Consider the following 19555-nt stretch of genomic DNA (forward strand, 5'->3'; position numbering starts at 1 on the left):
AGCTTTCAGGTTGCTTTGGGCTTTCAGGCTGCTTTGAGCTTTCAGGTTGCTTTGGGCTTTCAGGCTGCATGGCCGTTCTCCGCTTCGAGAATATACAGCGAAGTGCGCTCGCGGCGGCGGGCGAAGGCCAGCGGGTCGGTGTCGTCGGCGGCTTTCGGGTGCTGCGGCGCGGTTTGCAGGTGGTTCGCCAAGCGCAGGCCGGCAGCCTGAAACCATTGCGCTAATGCCTGCGGTTCGCGCAGGCCGAGATGTTCGGCCAAATCGGACATTACCAGCCACAACTGCCCCTGCGGCGTAAGCCGTTCTCGGGCGCCGGCCAGCAGGGCGCGCAGCATGGCGTGACCGGGGTCGTAAAGCGCGGTTTCCAGTTCGGACGTGGGCTTGGCGGGCAGCCACGGCGGGTTGCAGACAATCAGGTCGGCGTGGCCTTGGGGAAACAGGTCTTGCTCCAGCAGGCGGATATCGGCATCGGCGCCGGCGCGGGCGAAATTGGCGCGGGCGGCGGCGATGGCGCGCGGGTTGGTGTCGGTGGCGCTGATGTTGCGCAGGCCGCGTTGGTGCAGCAGTAGCGCCAGCACGCCGCTGCCGGTGCCGATGTCCCACGCCGTTTGCGCGTTTGCCGGCAGCGGCGCTTGGGCGATCAGCTGCAGATATTCGCCGCGCAGGGGCGAAAACACGCCGTAGGGCACGTGGATGCGCGCTGGCAGCACGCCGGTATCGACACCGTTTAGCTGCCATTGCCAGGCGCCGATAAAGCCCAGAAGCTGGTTTAAGGGCAGCAGGAAAGGCTCGCGGTTGGCTTCGCCGTAAACGGCGGCCAGCGCGGCGGCAACATCGGGCGCGCGCGGCAGGCGCAATTCAAAACCGGGGTCGATCCGCACCAGCAGCATATCGGCGCCGCGGGCGGCCTGCGACTGCGCCAGCCGGTGCTTGTGAAAGGCTTCGGCGGGTGTGGCGGCGGGTTTGGGCGGCTTGCGCAGGCGTTTTTTTAACGCCGCCAAAACCTGCTTGGCATTGTGGTAGTCGCCCTGCCACAGGGTGGCGCGGTTTTGGCAGGCAGCCTGAAAAATCTCGCGGGCGCTGCATTCGCGCACCGCCTGCGCGCTGGGCGGCGGACTGCGGAAGGCAGGACTGCGATATTCGCAATCCAGGTTCTGCGGCAGCACGGTAATCATGGTTCGGGGTCCGGAAAAAGCGGGTCAGGCAGCCTGAAACGGTTTTCAGGCTGCTTTGCCGCAGGAAAAATCGGGGTGGCGGATCAACAGCAGAATCAGCAGCAGCGCCGGCAGCACCAGCGCGGCGCCGGCAAAGCCGATATTGGCGATGCCTAAGTGCGCGGCGGCGTAAGAGCCCAGCAGCGCGCCGGCGCCGATGCCGATATTGTAAAGGCCGGAAAACAGCGCCATCGCCAAATCCGAAGCGTCGGGCGCCGCTTCCAGCACTTTGGCCTGCATCGACAGCGACAGCACGATAATCCCCACGCCCCAATACAGGCACAGCGCATACAGCGCCCACGGCATCGGCGCCAGCGGCAGCAGCAGGAGCATCGCCGAGAGCATCACCGCCGCGCTGCCGGCCAGCAGCAGTTTGGCACGGCGGGCAAACAGGCGGCCGAAAAGGTAAGAGCCGATAAAGCCGGCGGCGCCGTAGCCCAAGAGTAATACCGTTACCTGCGAAGGCGACAGCTTCGCGTGCTGCAGGGCAAAGGGTTCGATATAGCTGTAGGCGGTGAAATGGGCGCTGACGGCCAGCGCGGTCAGCGCATACAGCATCCGCACCACCGGCCGCGACAGCAGCGAGGGTAGGCTGGCGAGCGAGCCGCTGTTGCGGCTGGGCAGCTTGGGCAGGCGTTTGGCCAGTATCAGCCCCACCGCCAGCGCACCGGCGCCGATGGCGGCGAAACTCACCCGCCAGCCCGCGCTCTGGCCGAGCAGCTTGCCCAGCGGAATGCCCAGCACCATCGCCAGCGTCGTCCCCATCACCAGCAGCCCCAAAGCCTTGTGCTGGCGGCCTTTGGGCGCAATCCGCACCGCCAGCGAGGCAGTTACCGACCAAAACAGCGCGTGCGCCAGCGCCACCAGCACCCTTGAAGCCAGCAGCACTTCAAAGCGCGGCGCGAGCACCGACACCAGATGGCCGAGCACAAACAGCGCAAACACAAACAACAGCAGACCGCGCCGCTCCCAACGGCGGGTCAGCAGCATCAGCGGCAGCGAGGCGAGCGCCACAATCCACGCATACACCGTCATCATCACGCCGATGCGGGTGGCCGGCAGCGCGAAAGACGCGCCGATGTCGCTGAGCATGGCAATCGGGATAAACTCGGTGGTGTTGAAAATAAAGGCGGCGCAGGCCAGCGCGGCCACACCCGCCCACGAGCGGCGCACCGCGGCTTCGGCGGCGCTTTCGTCGTGCTCTGGGGCGGGTTCTTCGGCGGTGGTATGCATGGTGTGTGTTTATACTGATGGCAAAAGGCGCGATTATAACGGGACTTTCCCGCCCGGGGCGGCCGGCGTCTGCTTGGCAAACGGCAAAAACCGTTTTCAGGCTGCCTTTTGCCCAAGATTGCCGCAGGCAGCCTGAAAGGCGAAAGCAGCCTGAAAACGTCCGGTTTTTTCAGGCTGCCCTTTATTTTTCCCCGCCTTGTCCGCGCGCAAACCCGTGCGCGGCGATTCAGTTATAATCGCGCCTTTCTTTGTTCCGCCCAAGGCAAACGCCATGCAGCTTCCCACTGAAATCCGCATCAGCGGCGCGCGCGACGCGCTCACGCTCTGCTACGGCGAGCTGGAACACATGCTCCCCGCCGAATTTCTGCGCGTCTATTCGCCCAGCGCCGAAGTGCGCGGCCACGGCCGCGGCCAGGAAAAACTGCAAACCGGCAAACGCGGCGTCTTGATCGAAGACATCTCGCCCGCCGGCAATTACGCGCTGAAAATCCGTTTTTCCGACGGCCACGACAGCGGCCTTTTCGATTGGGACTATCTCTACCGCTTAGGCAGCGGCCGCGAAGCAATGTGGCAGGACTATCTGGCGCGGCTGGATGCCGCCGGCGCTTCGCGCGATGTGGATTCCACGCCGGCGAAAAAAGGCAAAAACTGCGGCGGCTGCGGCGGCCATTAAATATTGTTTTCAGGCTGCCTGAACGGCGAGCTGCCTGTGTAACCAAGGCAGCCTGAAAGTTTGTGCAATCCGTTTGACACGGGCCAAGATTATTGCGAATCCTTATGCAAAACAGCGATCTGTTCCTTACCCTGCTGATACTCGCCACCTGCGGCATCAGCGCCGTCGGTTTTTCCAACCGGCTGTTTTTCCAGCGTTACCAGTTTCACGTCGGCGCCATTTTGCGCGCGCGCCAATACGAGCGCCTGATTACTTCGGGCTTTTTGCACGCCGATTGGACGCATCTGCTGTTCAATATGCTGACGCTGTATTTTTTCCACGAGATTATTCTGGTTTTATACGGCCCGATATGGTTTTTCGCGCTGTATTTCGGCGCGCTGCTGGCCAGCAACCTGTTCAGCCTGCTACTGTACCGCAACCGGCCGTCCTACGCCGCCATCGGCGCTTCCGGCGCGGTATCGGGCATTTTGTTCGCTTCGATTGCCATCGCGCCGGAAATGATGATCCGTTTTTTGTTTATCCCCATCGACATCCCCGCCTGGCTGTTTGCCACCGGCTACTTTGCCTATTCGGTATACATGATGCTCAACCCGCGCCCGCACGACAATATCGGCCATGCCGCGCATCTGGGCGGTGCGGTGTTCGGTTTTGCCTTTGTGATTGCGATGACGCCACAGCTGCTCTCGGCCAACGGCCTGTATATCGGCATTATGTCGCTGCCGCTGCTGTATATGGGCTTTGAGCTGTTCTTAAACAAAAAACGGCGCTAAACCCATTTTTCGGCAGCCTGAACTCCCTTTTCCGAACCATCCGACCTACGAAAGCCCCGATTATGAGCGATTCCGACAAACAAACCCACTTCGGCTACCAAACCGTAAACGAAAGCGAAAAAGCCGGCCGCGTGGCGCAGGTGTTCCACTCGGTAGCCAAAAACTACGATTTGATGAACGACGTAATGTCCGGCGGCCTGCACCGCCTGTGGAAGCACTTCACCATCAACACCGCCTATGTGCCGGCCGGCGGCAAAGTGCTCGACATTGCCGGCGGTACCGGCGATCTCTCGCGCGGCTGGGCGAAGAAAGTCGGCCGCGACGGCGAAGTCTGGCTCACCGACATCAATTCCTCCATGCTCGGCGTCGGCCGCGACCGCCTGCTTAACGAAGGCCTGGTGCTGCCGGTGGCGGTGTGCGACGCGGAAAAACTGCCTTTCCCCGACGACTATTTCGACCTGGTTTCCGTGTCCTTCGGCCTGCGCAACATGACGCACAAAGACACGGCCCTGCAGGAAATGCGCCGCGTGCTCAAACCCGGCGGCACCCTGCTGGTGCTGGAATTTTCCAAAGTCAACAAAACCCTCGAGCCGGCCTACGATCTCTATTCCTTCAAACTGCTGCCGCTGATGGGGCGCCTGATCGCCAAAGACGCCGACAGCTACCAGTATCTGGCCGAATCCATCCGCATGCACCCCGACCAGGAAACGCTCAAGCAGATGATGCTCGATGCCGGCTTTGCCCGCGTCGATTACCAAAACCTGACCGCCGGCGTCGTCGCCCTGCACAAAGGCGTGAAATAAGGGCAAACCGGATTACCCAACCGAACGGCCGGACTTCGTTACAGAAGTCCGGCCGTTTTTGTGTTTTCAGGCTGCCTGAAAACTCCGCCTTTACTTTTTCAGGCTGCTGACAATACCGGCGGTAACGATTATTGCGATGCCGGCGGCTTCCTGCCCGCCCAGCGTTTCGCCCAGCCACAGGGCGCCGTAGAGGGCGGAGAAGACTACCGTCAGATAGGAAAGCGCGGCGACGGTAAAGGTGCGGCCGACCTGGTAGGCGCGGGTGAGCGACAGTTGGGCGAACATCGCGCTCAGACCGATGCCCGCCACATAGGGCAGGCTCTCGAGCGACGGGCGGTGCCAGCCGGCGCGGCTGGCGAGTATTGCCGACACCACGGCGGCAACGGCGGAGAAATACCACACCACCCGCCAGGTCGGCTCGCCCATGCGCGAAAGTCCGCGCACCTGCAGATAGGCGGCACCGGCGCAAAATCCGCTGCCCAGCCCCACCAGCGCCGCCCATTCCTGGCCGCTGTGAAAGGCCGGGCGCAAAATCAGCGCGATGCCGCCCAAGCCCGCCAGCAGCGCGAGCCAAATGCGCAGCGGCGGCCGTTCCCGATACACCAGCACCGACAGCAGCGCGAGAAACACCGCCGAGGTGTAGTTAAGGGTAATCGCGGTGGCCAGCGGCAGATGGGTGATGCCGTAGAAAAACAGCACCAGCCCGGCGGTGCCGGTCAGGCCGCGGCCGATATGCGCTTTAAGGTGCGGCGTTTTCAGGCTGCGTTTGAACAGGGCAGCCTGAAAACCGAGCACCAGCACCGCCACCATCACCCGCCAGAACACCAGCTCGTAATGGCTCATGGCAAAACGGCGGCCGGCGGCTTTCACCAGCACGCCCATCACGGTAAAGCAGACGGCGGCAACGATAATCCAGCCCGATCCGAGCGGGTCTTTTTTGGCGGTGGCGGGTGTGTGGGTGTGGGACATAGTGGCAATACGGGGCAAAAGGCAGCCTGAAAGCAGCCTGAAAAGGATAGGGGACGATGCGGGCGGCAAAAACCAAAGCAGCCTGAAAAATACAGGCCGCTGATTTTCAGGCTGCCTTTGGCGGATTGTCCGCGACGTGCCAGCCGACGCGTTTCCGCTTGCGCTTGCGGAGGAGGACTAGGGTGGGGGGCGGTGGCCGTTGCGGAAAACTTTTACCGATCGGCTGCGGCAGCAGTTGTAGCTTGGATCGCGACCCAACAATGCGGTTAGATTCCTTGCTGATGTTGGGTTTGCAACCCAACCTACCTGCTGCCACTCCCACCCCAACCCTCCCCCGCGCTTGGGACGTAGGGGAGAGAGCAAGGTGCACGGCAGGATGGCGGTTTCAGGCTGCCTATTTGAGCATGTTTTTAATCACGCCCATCACGCTGCGGGAGATGGTGCGGGTGATTTGTTTGTTGATTTGGTCGCCTACCGAATCGGCCAGGTCGTAAGCCATGCCCTGGTTGGATTTTTTGCGGCTGCCGAAGAGTCCGCCGAGAAAGCCGCCGACGATGCCGCCGCCGGATTGCGCTTCGCTTTTGCTTTCGGCTTTGGCGGCGCTTTTTTGTGCGGCTTGGGCTTCGGCTTGGGCGGCAGCCTGCTGCGCCTGTTCGGCTTCAAACTGCTGCAGAGCTTCGTAGGCGGAGAAGTTGTCCACCGCGTCTTTGTAGTGGTGGTAAAGGATGTCGGACTGGAAGGCGGCCTGGCGCTCGGCGTCGGCAAGCGGGGCGAGCTGCGACTGCGGCGGCATAATCCAGGCGCGTTCCACCGGTGCGGGCATGCCTTTTTCGTCGAGCAGCGACACCAGCGCTTCGCCGATGCCCAATTCGCCGATGGCTTCGGCCACTTTGAGATTGGGGTTGCTGCGGAAGGTGTCGGCGGCGGCTTTCACGGCCTTTTGGTCGCGCGGGGTAAAGGCGCGCAGGGCGTGCTGGACGCGGTTGCCGAGCTGGCCGAGCACGCTGTCGGGAATGTCCAGCGGGTTTTGGCTGACGAAATACACGCCCACGCCTTTGGAGCGGATCAGGCGCACCACCTGCTCGATCTGCTGCATCAGCGCGGGGGCGGGGTTGTCGAACATCAGATGCGCTTCGTCGAAAAACAGCACCAGCTTGGGCAGTGGCAGATCGCCGCTTTCAGGCAGCATTTCAAAGAGTTCGGCCAGAAACCACAGCATAAAGGCGCTGTAAAGGCGCGGCGAGCGGATCAGTTTTTCGGCGTTGAGAATATTGACCACGCCGCGGCTGCCGTCGGTTTGCAGCCAGTCGGCCAGATTGAGTTCAGGCTCGCCGAAAAAGCGCTCGGCGCCTTCGCTCTCAAGCTGCAGCAGCTGGCGCTGGATGGCGCCGACGCTGGCGGCGGAAACATTGCCGTAGCGTTCGCGGTATTCGGCGGCATGCTGCGACACATACTGCAGCATGCCGCGCAAGTCTTTCAGATCGATCAGGTGCCAGCCTTTGTCGTCGGCCACTTTGAAAACGATATTGAGCAGCCCTTCCTGGGTGTCGTTCAGATTCATCAGCCGCGCCAAGAGCATCGGCCCCATCTGCGACACGCTCACGCGCACCGGAATGCCGGTTTCGCCGTACACATCCCAAAAGCGCACGGGAAAACCGGCCAGATAGTCCGCATCCAAACCAAACTGCGCCATGCGCTCGCCGACCTTGCCGCCGCCGTCGCCGGCGCGGGAAATGCCCGACAAATCGCCTTTCACGTCGGCCAGAAACACCGGCACGCCGGCGGCGCTGAACATTTCGGCCATGCGCCGCAGGGTAACGGTTTTGCCGGTACCGGTGGCGCCGGCAATCAGGCCGTGGCGGTTGATCATCTTGCCGGTGATTTTCAGCGCGTTTTTAGGCTGCCCGACGCTGCGGGCGAGAACAAACTCAGTCATCTGCTGCTCCTACGAAATCGGTATCCGCAAAAAGGGGGCGATTGTAGCGCCGAAACGGGGGCTTGTCGCGCCGGCGGCCGCAATGCTTTTCAGGCTGCCTGCCCGACGGTTTGCGCACAAAGCGTCGGCAAGGCAGCCTGAAAGGCGGTGGAGTAGGTTTTGCAGCCGTTACATGCCGGCGGGAAATCGGTTTTGGGGTAGGGCATCCTGCCGGTGGTGTTTGCCGGGATTGGTGCGCTTAAGTACAGGTTGACGGCATTCCCGTAACAACTTCTCGTTTGTAATCGGGTGTGCCATCATCTTGGGGATGAAACGGCTTATCGCGCAGATACAGCGTTTCCGGCATTCCTGCATATCTAACCAGCCAAGTCATATTCGCCTCCCTGCCGATCAAACTTAAATCAAATTGTTCGGCAGTTAGCGGACGATGCACGGTCTCTATTGGCGCATACTGCACCCGCTCCCATTGCCCGTTTGCAACGCGATATTTCCGGTATGGAAAAGTGGATTGCCAATCCGGAAAACATTTCGACAAAGTTACCACCATAAACCAAGTTCCATCGGGGTCTTTATCGAGAATCATCGGCTTCCATTTATCCGACCATTTGGGCGGCACGTCCAAACCGGCGGCATCCAGCACTTCCACATCCTGCCCGATGGTCTCGTATCCGCCGCGATCGCTCAGCTCTTCGCTGGTAAAGCGCGCGTGTAAAGTACGCCTGATTAGAATCACCCTGCCGTCCTGCAGTTTGACTTGTTCTTTCCACGAAATATCGCGCCGCCGTTTCTGCTCGCGCTCGGCGGCCTTTCTGGCTTCGTCTTCCTGCGTTTCGGCAGTGCAGGCAGCCTGAAACAGCAGCGCGGCGGCCAGCAGCAGGGCGGTGCTTGTTTTAAGGGCGCTCATGGCTTTCTCCTTGCAGCGTTAAACGGTGGCGGCAGTTTACGTTTTTTTATTGGGCGCGCAAACGGTTTCAGGCTGCCTGTTTGCCGGAAAAGGCAGCCTGAAAAAGGCTGCGCCGGCTGCGGCGGCGATTTAAAAGGCGTGTGTGCTGGGTTAAAATCGGCAGCGCAAGTACGGCACAACTTTAAAAAGGAGAGTGTATGAACCGGCAAGATTGGAACGATGCCGCAATTATCAGCGCGGCGGCAGCGGTTTTGGCGTGGATCTATCCGCCGTTTGTCTGCTTTATCGGCGTGGGCGGGGTGTGCGCGGTGGCGTTTGGCGGCATTGCCCTGTGGCAGCTGCGCGAAACCCCGGCGCGCGGCCTGGCTTTAGCGCGTTTCGGCTGGTTTGTCGGCTGGTTCGATATCGCGGTGTATGTGTACCGGATGAGCAGCCTGATTCTGCGTTCGGTGTATGGCTAGGCAGACTTTGGGCAGCCTGAAAGCAAAAAAAGCAGCCTGAAAACCTTGGATTGGTGTTTTCAGGCTGCTTTTTTTGGGAGAGCCGTCATTAGCTTACGCAAGTCCGCTGCGTGGGGATAGCGCAGCGGACTTGCGTAAGCTAATGACGTTATTTAAAGGGGAAAAGGTTTCGTGTTTGCGATACAAAAGTTTCAGCCTGCCCCATTCTGCTTGGCTTCCAATTCTTCCCATCTTTCCAGTTTTTCCATCAGCTCGTTTTCCACCGCTTCCGCACGCTGCTGCAATTCGGCGGCTTTTTCGTAGTCGCGGAAGACTTCGGGGTCGGACAGTTGCGCGGCCAGTTCGTTTTGCTCGGTTTCGAGTGTGGCGATTTCGTCGGGCAGGGCGTCGAGTTCGCGCTGCTCTTTGTAGGAGAGTTTGACGGTGCGGTTGGCTTTGGGTTTGGCGGACTTGGCGGGGGCGTCTTCGGTGGCGGATTTCGCAGGTGTGGCAGCCTGAAAAGTCTGCTCGCGGTTTTTGGCATCGAGATAATCCTGATAGCCGCCGACGTATTCTTTCAGGCGGCCTTCGCCTTCAAAGACGATGCTTTGGGTAACGACGTTATCCAAAAAGGTACGGTCGTGCGACACCAGAAACACGGTGCCGTCGTAGTCGCGCAGCAGCTCTTCCAGCAATTCCTGCGTGTCGATGTCCAAATCGTTGGTCGGCTCGTCGAGCACCAGAATATTGGCGGGGCGGGTGAAGAGCTTGGCCAGCAGCAGGCGGTTACGCTCGCCGCCGGAGAGTGACGACACGGGCGACTGGGCGCGGGCGGGGTGGAACAGGAAGTCTTCCAGATAGCCCATCACGTGCCGCTTTTTGCCGCCGATTTCCACATAATCGTTGCCCTGTCCGAGGGTGTAGAACACGGTGTCGTTTTCGTTCAGCGCGCTGCGGAATTGGTCGAAATACGCCACTTCCTGCTTGCTGCCGAGGCGGATTTTGCCGCCGGTGGGCGCGAGTTCGCCCAAAATCAGCTTCAAAAACGTGGTTTTGCCGATGCCGTTCGCGCCGATCAGGCCGATTTTGTCGCCGCGCTGAATCACGGCGGAGAAGTCGCGCATGATGGGCTTGCCGCCGTAGTCGAAGCTGGCGTGTTCCAGTTCGGCGATGATTTTGCCGCTTTTTTCGCCGGTATCGAGTTTGAACGACACCTGCCCCTGCCGCTCGCGGCGCGCGGCGCGTTGGCGGCGCAGCTCTTCCAAACGGCGCACGCGGCCTTCGTTGCGGGTGCGCCGCGCTTCGATGCCTTTGCGTATCCACGCTTCTTCCTGCGCGTGGAATTTGTCGAACAGGCGGTTGTGCTCGGCTTCCACCGCCAGCTCTTCGGCTTTTTTCTCGCTGTAACGCGCAAACGAGCCGGGGTAGGAGCGCAGGATGCCGCGATCGAGTTCGACAATGCGGGTGACGATGTTGTCGAGAAAACGGCGGTCGTGGGTGATCACAATCAGGCTGCCTGAAAAGCCGCGCAGCAGGTTTTCCAGCCAGATGATGGCGTCGATGTCCAAGTGGTTGGTCGGCTCATCGAGCAGCAGGATATCGGGCTTTTGCACCCAGGCCTGCGCCAGCGCGACGCGCTTTTTCTGCCCGCCGGACAAATTGGCGATTTTTTCGTTTTCAGGCAGCCCGAGCTCGCCGATGGTCTGGCTCACCAGTGCGTCGAACTGCCAGCCGTTTTGCGCTTCGATTTGGTTTTGCAGCGCGTTCATTTCGGCGGCGAGCTCGGCATTTTTCCCAAAGGGACTTCCTTCGGTCGCAGGCTGTCTTTCCAGTTCCGAGAGCAGCGCATGATAGCGGCGCAGCACGTCGCGCAGGCTGCCCAGCCCTTCGGACACGGCGTCGAACACCGTGGCCTGCGGGTCGAAAAAACTTTCCTGCGGCACATACACCGTTTTCAGGCCGTTTTGTAAAACGAGCTGGCCGTCGTCGGCCTTTTGCACGCCGGCCAGGATTTTCAACAGCGAGGACTTGCCCGCGCCGTTGCGCCCGATCAGGCCGACGCGCTCGCCGGCATCGAGTTGGAAAGCGGCCTTGTCGAGCAGGGCGACATGGCCGACGGCAAAAGACAGGTTTTCGGCTTGGAGGATGTTCATAATCTTGGCGGTTTAAGGCTTTCAGGCTGCCTGAATAATGTTAAGATTGCTGCGGGCGGATGTTGGTCCGCCCCGCGTAAAACGCGCGATTCTAACACTTGGGAGAACATTATGGCTTGGTTGCTTCTACTCTTGATTATTGCCGCCGCTGTGGTGGCGGTGCTGATTTACAACCGTTTGGTCGGCGCGCGAAACGGCTATCAGAATGCTTTTGCCCAAATCGGCGTGCAGCTCAAGCGCCGCCACGATTTGATTCCGAATCTGGCCGAAACCGCCAAAGCCTATCTGAAGCACGAGAACGACACCTTTACGCAGGTAAGCGAGGCGCGCAACCAGGCGGCGGCGCTGTTGGCGGCGGCCACGCCGGAAAATACCGCCGCGCTGGCGCAGGCGGAAAACCTGCTGATGCAGGCGCTGCGCGCGGTGCAGGTGCAGCTGGAAGCCTATCCCGAGCTTCAGGCTGCCGCCAATATGCGCCAGCTTGCCGAGGAAATCGCCAGCACCGAAAACCGCATCGCCTTCGCGCGGCAGGCGTATAACGATGCGGTGATGGAGTACAACACGCTGATCCAGATGTTCCCGCACAATCTGATCGCCGCCCAAACCGGCCACGGCCGCCCGGTGCAGACGCTGGAGTTTGAGGACGCTGCCGATTTGGCGCAGGCGCCGCAGGTGTCGTTTTAAAACGCTTGCCGCGCAATAAAACCTGTTGCCCGCGATGATTGCGGGCAGCAGGTTTTCGCTTTTCAGGCTGCCTTTTTCCGTATGGAAAAGGCAGCCTGAAAGTTTGGGCGGTGCGGTGGTGCTATGCGGCGAGCACTACATAGCGGCCGCTGAATTCGGCGGCGAGAACGTTTTGCGAATAGGCGCGCACTTCGATCGTAATTTTACCTTTGCCCCGCTGCTCAAGCATGGTGCGGCAGCGCTGCCAGTCGCTCTCTGTGGGGCTGTCGGCGCAGAGCAGCAGGTCGCCGCGGGCGGGGGCGGGGTAGCGGGTTTCGCCGCTTTGGATCACGATGTTGCCGCCGGCCTGCGGGCAGTTCAGATGCACCAGCGCCCAGCCGCAAACGGTGGCACCCAGCGCGGTGCTGCCGCCGAAAACGGTGTTTTTGTGGTTACGGTTGGGCGCGTGCGGCAGCAGCAGTTCGACGCGGCCGCTGCTGCAGGATACGACGCGGATGCCGAGGGCGGCGCAGGCGGGAATGTGGCGGTGGAGAAAGTCTTGCAGTTGGTGCGGGGTCATGGTGTTTGGGGGTTTCAGGCTGCTTTGGGTTTTCAGACTACCGCGCCCCCTCTCCCGTTTGCAGAGGAGGGCTAGGGTGGGGGCGGTAGCCGCTGGGGAAACTTTACCGATCGGCTGCGGCAGCCAAAGCAGTTCTGCGAACTGCCACCCCCACCCCAACCCTCCCCCGCGCTTGGGGCGCAGGGGAGGGAGTAAGGTGCACGGCGGGATGGCAGTTTCAGGCTGCTTTTGGTGCGCGGTGCGGCACCCTACGGGGTGGCGGGTTTTGCCGGATTCGGGAATCCGGTTGGGGCGCACTTTCAGGCTGCTTGGGCTTTCAGGCTGCCTGAAAGCCTTAATCGTCGTCGCTGCCGAAATGGCCGATCAGCAAAAAGGCGAATACGATCAGATTGACGACGAGTACGTTGTCAAAGGCGTCGCCGTCCATGCTGGCAAAGGCGGGCAGGTTGATAATCAGAAAGGCGATAACGAATTTGATGCGGTAGGAGAAGCTTGTTTCGCTGTCGTCGTAGCCGGTGCCGGAGCCGGCAAAGCGCTCGGCATCAAGGTTGAAGGCGGTGGCGACTTCCCGGTGGCTGATGGGGCTGCTGCGGCTCCAGGCTAATTCGCCGGACGATAATTCGGCGCTGAGTTTGCCGTTGCCTTGGCGGTAGTCGCGGTAGAGATTGGTGTCGCCGCTGCGGATGTGCCAATAGAAGGCGCCGGCGGCGTAGGCGACGCGGCCGCCGTATTCGTAGAGCGGCTGCAGGCCCTGCGGGCGGCCGTCGGCAGACAGCTTCGGCCATTGGCGCAGGGTTTGCGACACGCTCCAGCCGTCTTCGGCTTCGACCAGCCAGTAAAAGCCGTTTTGCGGCGAGTAGAGCAGGTATTCCGTCCAGCCGCCTTCGCGCACGGCACGCGCTTTGCGCCCGTTTAGGGTGTCGATGGCGGCTTGGGCATCGATTTCTTCCCAGCGCACCACGCCGATCAGGGTGTAGCGGCCGTTTTGGAAGCGGCCGACGCTGCCCAGGGGAATGGTGAAGGACTCTTCTTGGGCGCGGCGCATGGCGTTGGCGGCAATCAGTTCGGCGCGGCCGGCGGAAACGTCCAAATCGCTGCCGCAGGAAGGGCAGAGCAGGGTGGTGCTGACGCCGGCCGGCCATTCCAGCGGCGAGCCGCAGTTGGGGCAGCTTTCGCCGGCGCGCTCGCCTTTGAGCCGGCCGGCGCCGGCGCGGATGGCGTCGCTGCTGCGGGTGTGCTGCAGCGCCAATTCGTCGAGCGCAACCATGCGGCCGAAAAAGACTTCGGCGCTTTCAGGCTGCCTGCCGCCGCTGTAATCGACAGTAAGAAACAGGTTTTCGCAGCGCCAGTCGGCGGCGCGGTTGTCAAAGCGTGCCGGCACTTCGAAGGGCAGCTCGCCTTCGGCGGCGGTTTCGGAAAGGGTGATTTCGCGCACGTCGGCGGCGGTGAAGCGGCGGCCGCCGTAGTCCAGGAGGCTGAAGCCGGCGCGGATGTCGTCGAAAGCGGGCAGGGCGGCGGGAGCGTCGGCGGGGCGGGTGAGCGAGTACAGATCGCCGGATTCGGAAAGCCAGCCGCTGCCGCCGTCGTCAAACAGCAGATACCATTCGTTCCACATGCCGGCGTCGTAGCGCACCTGCAGGCGGCCGGCGATGCGGAAGCTGCGGGTGGCGAAGATGCCGGTGGTGCCGATTTGCAGCGGGCTGAAGTCTTCGAGCAGCGCCGAATCGCGGCCGCTGTCGGTCAGGCTGTCGTCGCGGCGCACCAGCAGGCTGCGGCAGTAGCCGCAGACCAGGGTAACCGAGGTGGCGGAGTGGCTGCGGACGGGGGCGCCGCAGCTGGGGCAGTCGGTGGCAAACAGGGCTTCGCTCATGGCGGCTCGCAATCGGGCGGATGGGGCAGGCAGCCTGAAAAGGCCGGCGGATGCTTTCAGGCTGCCTGCAGCGGGTTTGGGGGTTTCAGGCTGCCTGAAAAGCGTTTTTGCGGGGTTTCAGGCAGCCTGAAAGCGGAAAATCAGGGCAAAACAAAACGCCATTGGCCGGGTGCCAAGTCTTCGCAGTCCCACGCGCCAAAGCGCAGGCGGTGCAGGCTTTCAACGCGGTTGCCGGCGGCGGCGACCATGCGTTTGACCTGATGGTAGCGGCCGGCGCTGATGGTCAGCAGCAGGGTGTGCGGGTCGGCCAGTTCGGCGGCATCGGCGGCAACGGTTTCGTTGTCGTCATGCAGCAGCACGCCGGATAGAAGTTGGCGGCACAGTTCGTTGCCGGCGGCATGCTTGAGCGTGGCGCGGTAGCGCTTGGCGACATGGTGCTTGGGCGAGGTCAGGCGGTGGTTGAAGGCGCCGTCGTTGCTGATCAGCAAAACGCCGGTGGTGTCGGCATCAAGCCGCCCCAGCGCCTGCGGTTCGGCATCGCGTATGCGCTCGGGCAGCAGCGAAAACACGCTCGGCCAGTCGCGCGGTTTGTGCGAGGTTTCGTAGCCGGCGGGTTTGTGCAGCACGATGTAGTAGTGGGGCAGCGGAATCAGCAGCTGGGCTTCGCCGTCGATTTCCAGCTGCGATACGGCGGCGGGGTCGATTTCGGCGGCGGGGTCGCTCAGGATTTCGCCGTTGACTGCCACCCGCTCATCCTGCACCAGATGGCGGCATTGTTTGCGGCTGCCGTAGCGCTGCGCCTGCAGGTATTTGGCCAGTTGCATGGTGTTTTCCCGTTTTCAGGCTGCCGCTTGGCGCAGGAAGACCCATTCGCCGGCGCTGCTGGCCGCTTCGTTGTAGGCATAGCCTTCCAAATCGAAGTTTTTCAGATCTTCAACGTTTTGGATTTGGCGCTCGGCGGCGTAGCGCACCATCAGCCCGCGCGCGCGTTTGGCGTAGAAACTGATGGTTTTGTAGCCGTCGTTTTTCCAGTCTTTGAATACGGGGGTGATGATTTCGGCTTTCAGGCTGCCTGAAACGGCTTTGTAATACTCTTGCGATGCGAGATTGACCAGCGTGCCGGCGCCGGCGGCCTGCATGTCGCCGTTGAGCCAGTCGGCAATGCGCGTGCCCCAGAAGCGGTAAAGGTTGGCGCCGCGCGCATTGGCAAAGGGCGTGCCCATTTCCAGGCGGTAGGGCTGGATCAGATCGAGCGGGCGCAAGATGCCGTACAGGCCGGAGAGCAGGCGCACGTGCCGTTCGATATAGGCGATTTCTGCCGGCGTGCGGCGGTAGGCGTCGATGCCTTCGTAAACGTCGCCGTTAAACAGATACAGCGCCGCTTTGGCGTTGTCGGCGGTAAAGGGCGGCGCCCAGGCGGCGTTGCGCTCGGCGTTGAGCAGGGCGATTTTGTCGGAAACCTTCATCAACGCCGCCAAGTCCTGCGGCGCGAGTTTTTTCAATTCGTCCATCAGCAGCTTCGCCTGATCCAATAGCGGCGGCTGGGCCGCGGTATCAAGGACGATATCGCGGTTTTCATTAAGGTTTTTGGCGGGCGAGAGCAAGAAATAAATCATGGTGCGGCGTTGTGGAAAATTCAAAGCGCCGCCATTATATAGCGAATCGCCGCCCGTTTTGCCCGCCCCCGTGCGCGCAGGCAGCCTGAAAGCCGCGCTTTGGCTTATAATCGCCGCCTTTTCTTTCCCCTTTATTGAGTCCTTTCAGGCTGCCTGAAAGGCCGTTCCGCCTTATGAAACCTTCTGTTTTAAGCAAACTGCAAACCCTGTCCGACCGCCTGGAAGAAGTAACCGCGCTACTTGGCTCGCCCGAAGCCGTCGCCGATATGGACAACTACCGCCGTCTCAACCAAGAGCACGCCGAGCTTACCCCCGTAGTGGAAACCTACCGCGCCTACACCCAAGCGCAAAGCGATTTGGCGGACGCCGAAGAAATGCTGTCCGACCCCGAAATGAAAGACTTTGCCGCCGAAGAAATCGACGCGGCCAAAGCCAAAATCGAAGCGCTGGACACCGAGCTGCAAAAACTGCTGCTGCCCAAAGACGCCGATGACGACAAAAACATCTTCATCGAAATCCGCGCCGGCACCGGCGGCGACGAAGCCGCGCTGTTTGCAGGTGATTTGCTGCGCATGTACAGCCGCTACGCCGAGCGCAACCGCTGGCAGGTGGAAATCGTCTCCGCCAACGAAAGCGATTTGGGCGGCTATAAAGAAGTGATCGTGCGGCTGATCGGGCTGGGCGCATACAGCAAACTCAAATTTGAATCGGGCGGCCACCGCGTGCAACGCGTGCCTGCCACCGAGAGCCAAGGGCGCATCCACACCTCCGCCTGCACCGTCGCCGTGATGCCCGAAGCGGACGAGCTCGAAGAAATCCAGCTCAACCCCGCCGATTTGCGCATCGACACCTTCCGCGCATCGGGCGCGGGCGGCCAGCACATCAACAAAACCGACTCCGCCGTGCGCATCACCCACCTGCCCACCGGCATGGTGGTGGAATGCCAAGACGGCCGCAGCCAGCACGCCAACAAAGCCCAAGCGATGAAAGTTTTGGCCGCGCGGCTCAACGACGCGCAAAAACGCGAAGCCCAAGCCAAAGAAGCCGCCGAGCGCAAATCGCTGATCGGCAGCGGCGACAGAAGCGAGCGCATCCGCACCTACAACTACCCGCAAGGCCGCGTTACCGACCACCGCATCAATCTCACCTTGCACAAGCTGGATTTTGTGATGGACGGCGATATGGAAGAGATTACCGCCGCGCTGATTGCCGAGCATCAGGCGGAATTGTTGGCGGCGATGGGGGATTAAAGCCGAAGGCAGCCTGAAAATGCCAAACAGGCTTTCAGGCTGCCTGAATTCCAACAGGAAACCAACCTATGTCCTTCACCTTCCGCCGCCACAAAAAACTGCACAAACAAGCCTACGCCGCCTTCGACAGCGGCGAACTGGCGCAGGCCGCCGAATACTTCGCCAAGCTGGTCAAACGCTTTCCCGACGACAGCGCCTACCACTATATGCAGGGTTTGACCGCCAAAAACCGCATGGACTGGCCGAGTGCCCTGCGTGCCAACCTGCGCGCCATCGAATGCGCCGACGGTTTTGCCGAAGGCGCGCACTGGAACGCCGCCATCGCCGCCACCGCCCTGCACGACTGGCACACCGCCCGCCGAATGTGGGCGGCCTGCGGCATCGCCATCCCCGAAGGCGAAGGCGAAATCCGTGCCGACTTCGGCATCGCCGTTATCCGCCTCAACCCGTGGGCAGACGGCGAAACCGTGTACGCCCGCCGCATCGACCCCGTCCGCGCCCAAATCATCAACGTGCCGCTGCCCGAAAGCGGCTGGCGTTTCGGCGACATCGCCCTGCACGACGGCGCACCCACCGGCACCCGAGACGACGGACAAGGCGGCGAAGTCCATGTATTCAACGCCTTTGAATGCTGGAGGCCGTCTGAAACCCCGACCCATACCGCCTTCGTCCGCTGCCCCGCCGCCGCAGACGCACACGCGCTCACCGAACTGCTGGAACAGCACGGCTGGACGGCCGAAGACTGGACGCAAAGCCTGCGCTATCTCTGCCTGCGTTGCAGCTACGGCATCCCGCACGAACACACGGACGCCGCCCCAAGCGTAGAGCAGGCCGACACTTGGCAGACCGAGCGCAGCATCGGCATCGCCGCCCCCGCTGCCCAATCTGCCAAACTGGAAACTGCCTTGCAAAACTGGGCAGCCGCCGCCCCCGGCCGCGAAGTTTCCGACATCTGCCGGCAGAACTACCCGCTGCCCGCGCGGCAGGACGGCAGGGTCTGGTGGATCGGAAGCAGCGAATAAACCGATTCAGGCTGCCTGAAAGTTTTAGCGAAAGTTTCCAAACATGATCCGCAAGCGTAACAAGATGATAGATTTCGGCTCGCTCCACCGCAGCAAAATGGCGTTTTACCTGCTGGTGCTGTTCTGCACGGCGGGAGTATGGTTGCTGTGGGCGCAGGCGGTTTCCAAGGGGGAAGTGTCGCTGAATTTGGAAAGCGTGCGCCAAGTGGGGCTGCTGACCGCGTTTACCGTTTCTTGGGCGGGCTATACCTTTTTCCGCTTCCGCCACATCCGCCGCGTGCGCTTTGATCCGCAGGCACAAATGCTGCTGCTGGAAGACTTTGCGTGGAAAAAGCTGTCGTGGCAGCCTGTGCACCGCATCGCCCGCAGCCAAATCCATGCCCTTGCCTACCAATTCGCATTTAGCGGCGAATCGCCGATCCGGCTGCTGCTGGCAAACGGCGAAGACATCCTGATCGGCGCCAGCGGCGATGCTTCCCGCGCCAAGATTTATGCCCGAACCATCGCCCGCAAAACCGGCCTGCCGTTTGTCGAGTTGAAAAAATAGTTTTCAGGCTGCCTGATTCCCGTCTTTCAGGCAGCCTGAAACCCCGCAACACCCACATTTAAAGGACATTTTATGCCCGTGATTATCAAAACCCCCGCCGAAATCGAAAAAATGCGCGAGCTGGGCCGACTGGCCGCCGAAGCGCTCGACTACATCGGAGATTTCGTCAAACCCGGCGTAACCACCAACGAAATCAACCAGCTGATCCACGATTACCACATCAATGTGCAGGGCGGCTATCCCGCGCCGTTGCACTACGGCAGTCCGCCCTTTCCCAAATCCTGCTGCACTTCGGTGAACCATGTGATCTGCCACGGCATTCCCGACGACAAGCCGCTGAAAAACGGCGACATCATCAATATCGACGTTACCATCAAAAAAGACGGCTTTCACGGCGATTCCAGCCGCATGTACGCCGTCGGCCAGATCAGCCCGGTTGCCAAGCGCCTGATCGATACCACCCACGCCGCGATGATGGCCGGCATCGAAGCGGTGCGCCCCGGCGCCACGCTGGGCGACGTCGGCCACGCCTGCCAGCAGGTGGCCGAAAACGCCGGCTATTCGGTGGTGCAGGAATTTTGCGGCCACGGCATCGGCCGCGGCTTTCACGAAGAGCCGCAGGTGCTGCACTACGGGCGCAAAGGCAGCGGCCTGAAGCTGCAGCCGGGGATGATTTTCACCGTCGAGCCGATGATCAACCAGGGTAAACGCCACCTGAAAATCCTGGCCGACGGCTGGACGGTGGTCACCAAAGACCGCAGCCTGTCCGCCCAGTGGGAGCACGAAGTGCTGGTTACCGATACCGGCTACGAAATCCTGACCGTCAGCCCGAAAACGGGCCGGCCGTAAACTTTCAGGCTGCCTGAAAGCGCAGCGGGATTGCGAAGCCCAAGCCGGTTTTTGCGTTTTCAG

General features: G+C 61.4%; 19 protein-coding genes. 9 read left to right on the forward strand and 10 right to left on the reverse strand.

Annotated features, from left to right (window positions below):
• Positions 1 to 59 precede the first annotated feature (59 nt).
• Together MB824_RS06340 and MB824_RS06345 are read right to left on the reverse strand one after the other, a co-directional pair.
• Entirely contained in the window at positions 60 to 1175 is a 1116-nt protein-coding gene (locus tag MB824_RS06340; RefSeq protein WP_238747007.1) for a methyltransferase, read from the reverse strand.
• Positions 1176 to 1220: 45 nt separating this feature from the next.
• Positions 1221 to 2447 carry a sugar transporter gene (locus MB824_RS06345; RefSeq protein WP_238747015.1) on the reverse strand — a complete coding sequence of 409 codons (1227 nt, stop codon included), beginning with the start codon at positions 2445 to 2447 and terminating at the stop codon, positions 1221 to 1223.
• Positions 2448 to 2718: 271 nt separating this feature from the next.
• Between MB824_RS06345 and MB824_RS06350 the strand changes: the two genes are divergently transcribed.
• The 3 genes from MB824_RS06350 (at position 2719) to ubiE (ending at position 4693) form a co-directional block, all read left to right on the forward strand.
• Positions 2719 to 3120, forward strand: a complete 402-nt coding sequence (locus tag MB824_RS06350) for a gamma-butyrobetaine hydroxylase-like domain-containing protein (RefSeq protein WP_238747020.1) — start codon at positions 2719 to 2721, stop codon at positions 3118 to 3120.
• A gap of 104 nt (positions 3121 to 3224) precedes the next feature.
• Entirely contained in the window at positions 3225 to 3890 is a 666-nt protein-coding gene (locus tag MB824_RS06355) for a rhomboid family intramembrane serine protease (RefSeq protein ID WP_238747022.1), read from the forward strand.
• Between the two features lie 62 nt (positions 3891 to 3952).
• Complete coding sequence (gene ubiE, locus MB824_RS06360; protein ID WP_238747024.1) at positions 3953 to 4693, forward strand: bifunctional demethylmenaquinone methyltransferase/2-methoxy-6-polyprenyl-1,4-benzoquinol methylase UbiE; 741 nt, start codon at positions 3953 to 3955, stop codon at positions 4691 to 4693.
• A 90-nt stretch (positions 4694 to 4783) separates the two neighbouring features.
• Here the strand turns inward: ubiE and MB824_RS06365 are convergent, their stop codons facing one another.
• The 3 genes from MB824_RS06365 to MB824_RS06375 form a co-directional block, all read right to left on the reverse strand.
• Positions 4784 to 5662, reverse strand: coding sequence for a DMT family transporter (locus MB824_RS06365; RefSeq protein ID WP_238747026.1), 879 nt, complete (start codon positions 5660 to 5662; stop codon positions 4784 to 4786).
• Positions 5663 to 6056: 394 nt separating this feature from the next.
• Entirely contained in the window at positions 6057 to 7598 is a 1542-nt protein-coding gene (locus MB824_RS06370) for a helicase HerA-like domain-containing protein (RefSeq protein WP_238747028.1), read from the reverse strand.
• Between the two features lie 238 nt (positions 7599 to 7836).
• Entirely contained in the window at positions 7837 to 8502 is a 666-nt protein-coding gene (locus tag MB824_RS06375) for a hypothetical protein (protein WP_238747030.1), read from the reverse strand.
• A gap of 197 nt (positions 8503 to 8699) precedes the next feature.
• Between MB824_RS06375 and MB824_RS06380 the strand changes: the two genes are divergently transcribed.
• Positions 8700 to 8963, forward strand: a complete 264-nt coding sequence (locus MB824_RS06380; protein WP_238747032.1) for a DUF4190 domain-containing protein — start codon at positions 8700 to 8702, stop codon at positions 8961 to 8963.
• A gap of 191 nt (positions 8964 to 9154) precedes the next feature.
• Here MB824_RS06380 and MB824_RS06385 read toward each other — a convergent pair whose 3' ends face one another.
• Positions 9155 to 11095 (reverse strand): ATP-binding cassette domain-containing protein, encoded by a 1941-nt coding sequence (locus MB824_RS06385; protein ID WP_238747034.1) that lies wholly within the window; start codon positions 11093 to 11095, stop codon positions 9155 to 9157.
• 111 nt (positions 11096 to 11206) lie between these two features.
• Between MB824_RS06385 and MB824_RS06390 the strand changes: the two genes are divergently transcribed.
• Entirely contained in the window at positions 11207 to 11779 is a 573-nt protein-coding gene (locus MB824_RS06390) for a LemA family protein (RefSeq protein WP_238747036.1), read from the forward strand.
• A 121-nt stretch (positions 11780 to 11900) separates the two neighbouring features.
• Here MB824_RS06390 and MB824_RS06395 read toward each other — a convergent pair whose 3' ends face one another.
• The 4 genes from MB824_RS06395 to yaaA all read right to left on the reverse strand — a co-directional run bounded on the left by MB824_RS06395 (position 11901) and on the right by yaaA (position 15821).
• A complete protein-coding gene (locus MB824_RS06395) occupies positions 11901 to 12338 on the reverse strand; it encodes a YiiD C-terminal domain-containing protein (RefSeq protein WP_238747037.1) in 438 nt (145 codons plus the stop codon).
• Between the two features lie 334 nt (positions 12339 to 12672).
• Entirely contained in the window at positions 12673 to 14208 is a 1536-nt protein-coding gene (locus tag MB824_RS06400) for a DUF4178 domain-containing protein (RefSeq protein ID WP_238747039.1), read from the reverse strand.
• Between the two features lie 140 nt (positions 14209 to 14348).
• On the reverse strand, positions 14349 to 15032 hold the full coding sequence (locus MB824_RS06405) for a pseudouridine synthase (RefSeq protein WP_238747041.1): 684 nt from the start codon (positions 15030 to 15032) through the stop codon (positions 14349 to 14351).
• Between the two features lie 15 nt (positions 15033 to 15047).
• Positions 15048 to 15821 (reverse strand): peroxide stress protein YaaA, encoded by a 774-nt coding sequence (yaaA, locus tag MB824_RS06410; protein WP_238747514.1) that lies wholly within the window; start codon positions 15819 to 15821, stop codon positions 15048 to 15050.
• A gap of 176 nt (positions 15822 to 15997) precedes the next feature.
• Here yaaA and prfA point away from each other — a divergent pair, with 176 nt between their 5' ends.
• From prfA to map, 4 genes are all read left to right on the forward strand, one after another.
• Positions 15998 to 17074 carry a peptide chain release factor 1 gene (gene prfA, locus MB824_RS06415; RefSeq protein ID WP_238747047.1) on the forward strand — a complete coding sequence of 359 codons (1077 nt, stop codon included), beginning with the start codon at positions 15998 to 16000 and terminating at the stop codon, positions 17072 to 17074.
• A 68-nt stretch (positions 17075 to 17142) separates the two neighbouring features.
• Positions 17143 to 18096, forward strand: a complete 954-nt coding sequence (locus tag MB824_RS06420) for a tetratricopeptide repeat protein (RefSeq protein ID WP_238747049.1) — start codon at positions 17143 to 17145, stop codon at positions 18094 to 18096.
• A 43-nt stretch (positions 18097 to 18139) separates the two neighbouring features.
• Positions 18140 to 18643 (forward strand): hypothetical protein, encoded by a 504-nt coding sequence (locus MB824_RS06425; protein WP_238747051.1) that lies wholly within the window; start codon positions 18140 to 18142, stop codon positions 18641 to 18643.
• Between the two features lie 72 nt (positions 18644 to 18715).
• A complete protein-coding gene (gene map, locus MB824_RS06430; protein ID WP_238747053.1) occupies positions 18716 to 19492 on the forward strand; it encodes a type I methionyl aminopeptidase in 777 nt (258 codons plus the stop codon).
• Positions 19493 to 19555 lie beyond the last annotated feature (63 nt).

This window comes from Kingella pumchi, assembly GCF_022288825.1.
Classification (GTDB): Bacteria; Pseudomonadota; Gammaproteobacteria; order Burkholderiales; family Neisseriaceae; genus Kingella_D; species Kingella_D pumchi.

Bases quoted from the DNA above. Each gene is read 5' to 3' on its own strand.
- MB824_RS06340 (WP_238747007.1), bottom strand. From the start codon at position 1,175: ATGATTACCGTGCTGCCGCAGAACCTGGATTGCGAATATCGCAGTCCT.
- MB824_RS06345 (WP_238747015.1), bottom strand. From the start codon at position 2,447: ATGCATACCACCGCCGAAGAACCCGCCCCAGAGCACGACGAAAGCGCC.
- MB824_RS06350 (WP_238747020.1), top strand. From the start codon at position 2,719: ATGCAGCTTCCCACTGAAATCCGCATCAGCGGCGCGCGCGACGCGCTC.
- MB824_RS06355 (WP_238747022.1), top strand. From the start codon at position 3,225: ATGCAAAACAGCGATCTGTTCCTTACCCTGCTGATACTCGCCACCTGC.
- ubiE (WP_238747024.1), top strand. From the start codon at position 3,953: ATGAGCGATTCCGACAAACAAACCCACTTCGGCTACCAAACCGTAAAC.
- MB824_RS06365 (WP_238747026.1), bottom strand. From the start codon at position 5,662: ATGTCCCACACCCACACACCCGCCACCGCCAAAAAAGACCCGCTCGGA.
- MB824_RS06370 (WP_238747028.1), bottom strand. From the start codon at position 7,598: ATGACTGAGTTTGTTCTCGCCCGCAGCGTCGGGCAGCCTAAAAACGCG.
- MB824_RS06375 (WP_238747030.1), bottom strand. From the start codon at position 8,502: ATGAGCGCCCTTAAAACAAGCACCGCCCTGCTGCTGGCCGCCGCGCTG.
- MB824_RS06380 (WP_238747032.1), top strand. From the start codon at position 8,700: ATGAACCGGCAAGATTGGAACGATGCCGCAATTATCAGCGCGGCGGCA.
- MB824_RS06385 (WP_238747034.1), bottom strand. From the start codon at position 11,095: ATGAACATCCTCCAAGCCGAAAACCTGTCTTTTGCCGTCGGCCATGTC.
- MB824_RS06390 (WP_238747036.1), top strand. From the start codon at position 11,207: ATGGCTTGGTTGCTTCTACTCTTGATTATTGCCGCCGCTGTGGTGGCG.
- MB824_RS06395 (WP_238747037.1), bottom strand. From the start codon at position 12,338: ATGACCCCGCACCAACTGCAAGACTTTCTCCACCGCCACATTCCCGCC.
- MB824_RS06400 (WP_238747039.1), bottom strand. From the start codon at position 14,208: ATGAGCGAAGCCCTGTTTGCCACCGACTGCCCCAGCTGCGGCGCCCCC.
- MB824_RS06405 (WP_238747041.1), bottom strand. From the start codon at position 15,032: ATGCAACTGGCCAAATACCTGCAGGCGCAGCGCTACGGCAGCCGCAAA.
- prfA (WP_238747047.1), top strand. From the start codon at position 15,998: ATGAAACCTTCTGTTTTAAGCAAACTGCAAACCCTGTCCGACCGCCTG.
- MB824_RS06420 (WP_238747049.1), top strand. From the start codon at position 17,143: ATGTCCTTCACCTTCCGCCGCCACAAAAAACTGCACAAACAAGCCTAC.
- MB824_RS06425 (WP_238747051.1), top strand. From the start codon at position 18,140: ATGATCCGCAAGCGTAACAAGATGATAGATTTCGGCTCGCTCCACCGC.
- map (WP_238747053.1), top strand. From the start codon at position 18,716: ATGCCCGTGATTATCAAAACCCCCGCCGAAATCGAAAAAATGCGCGAG.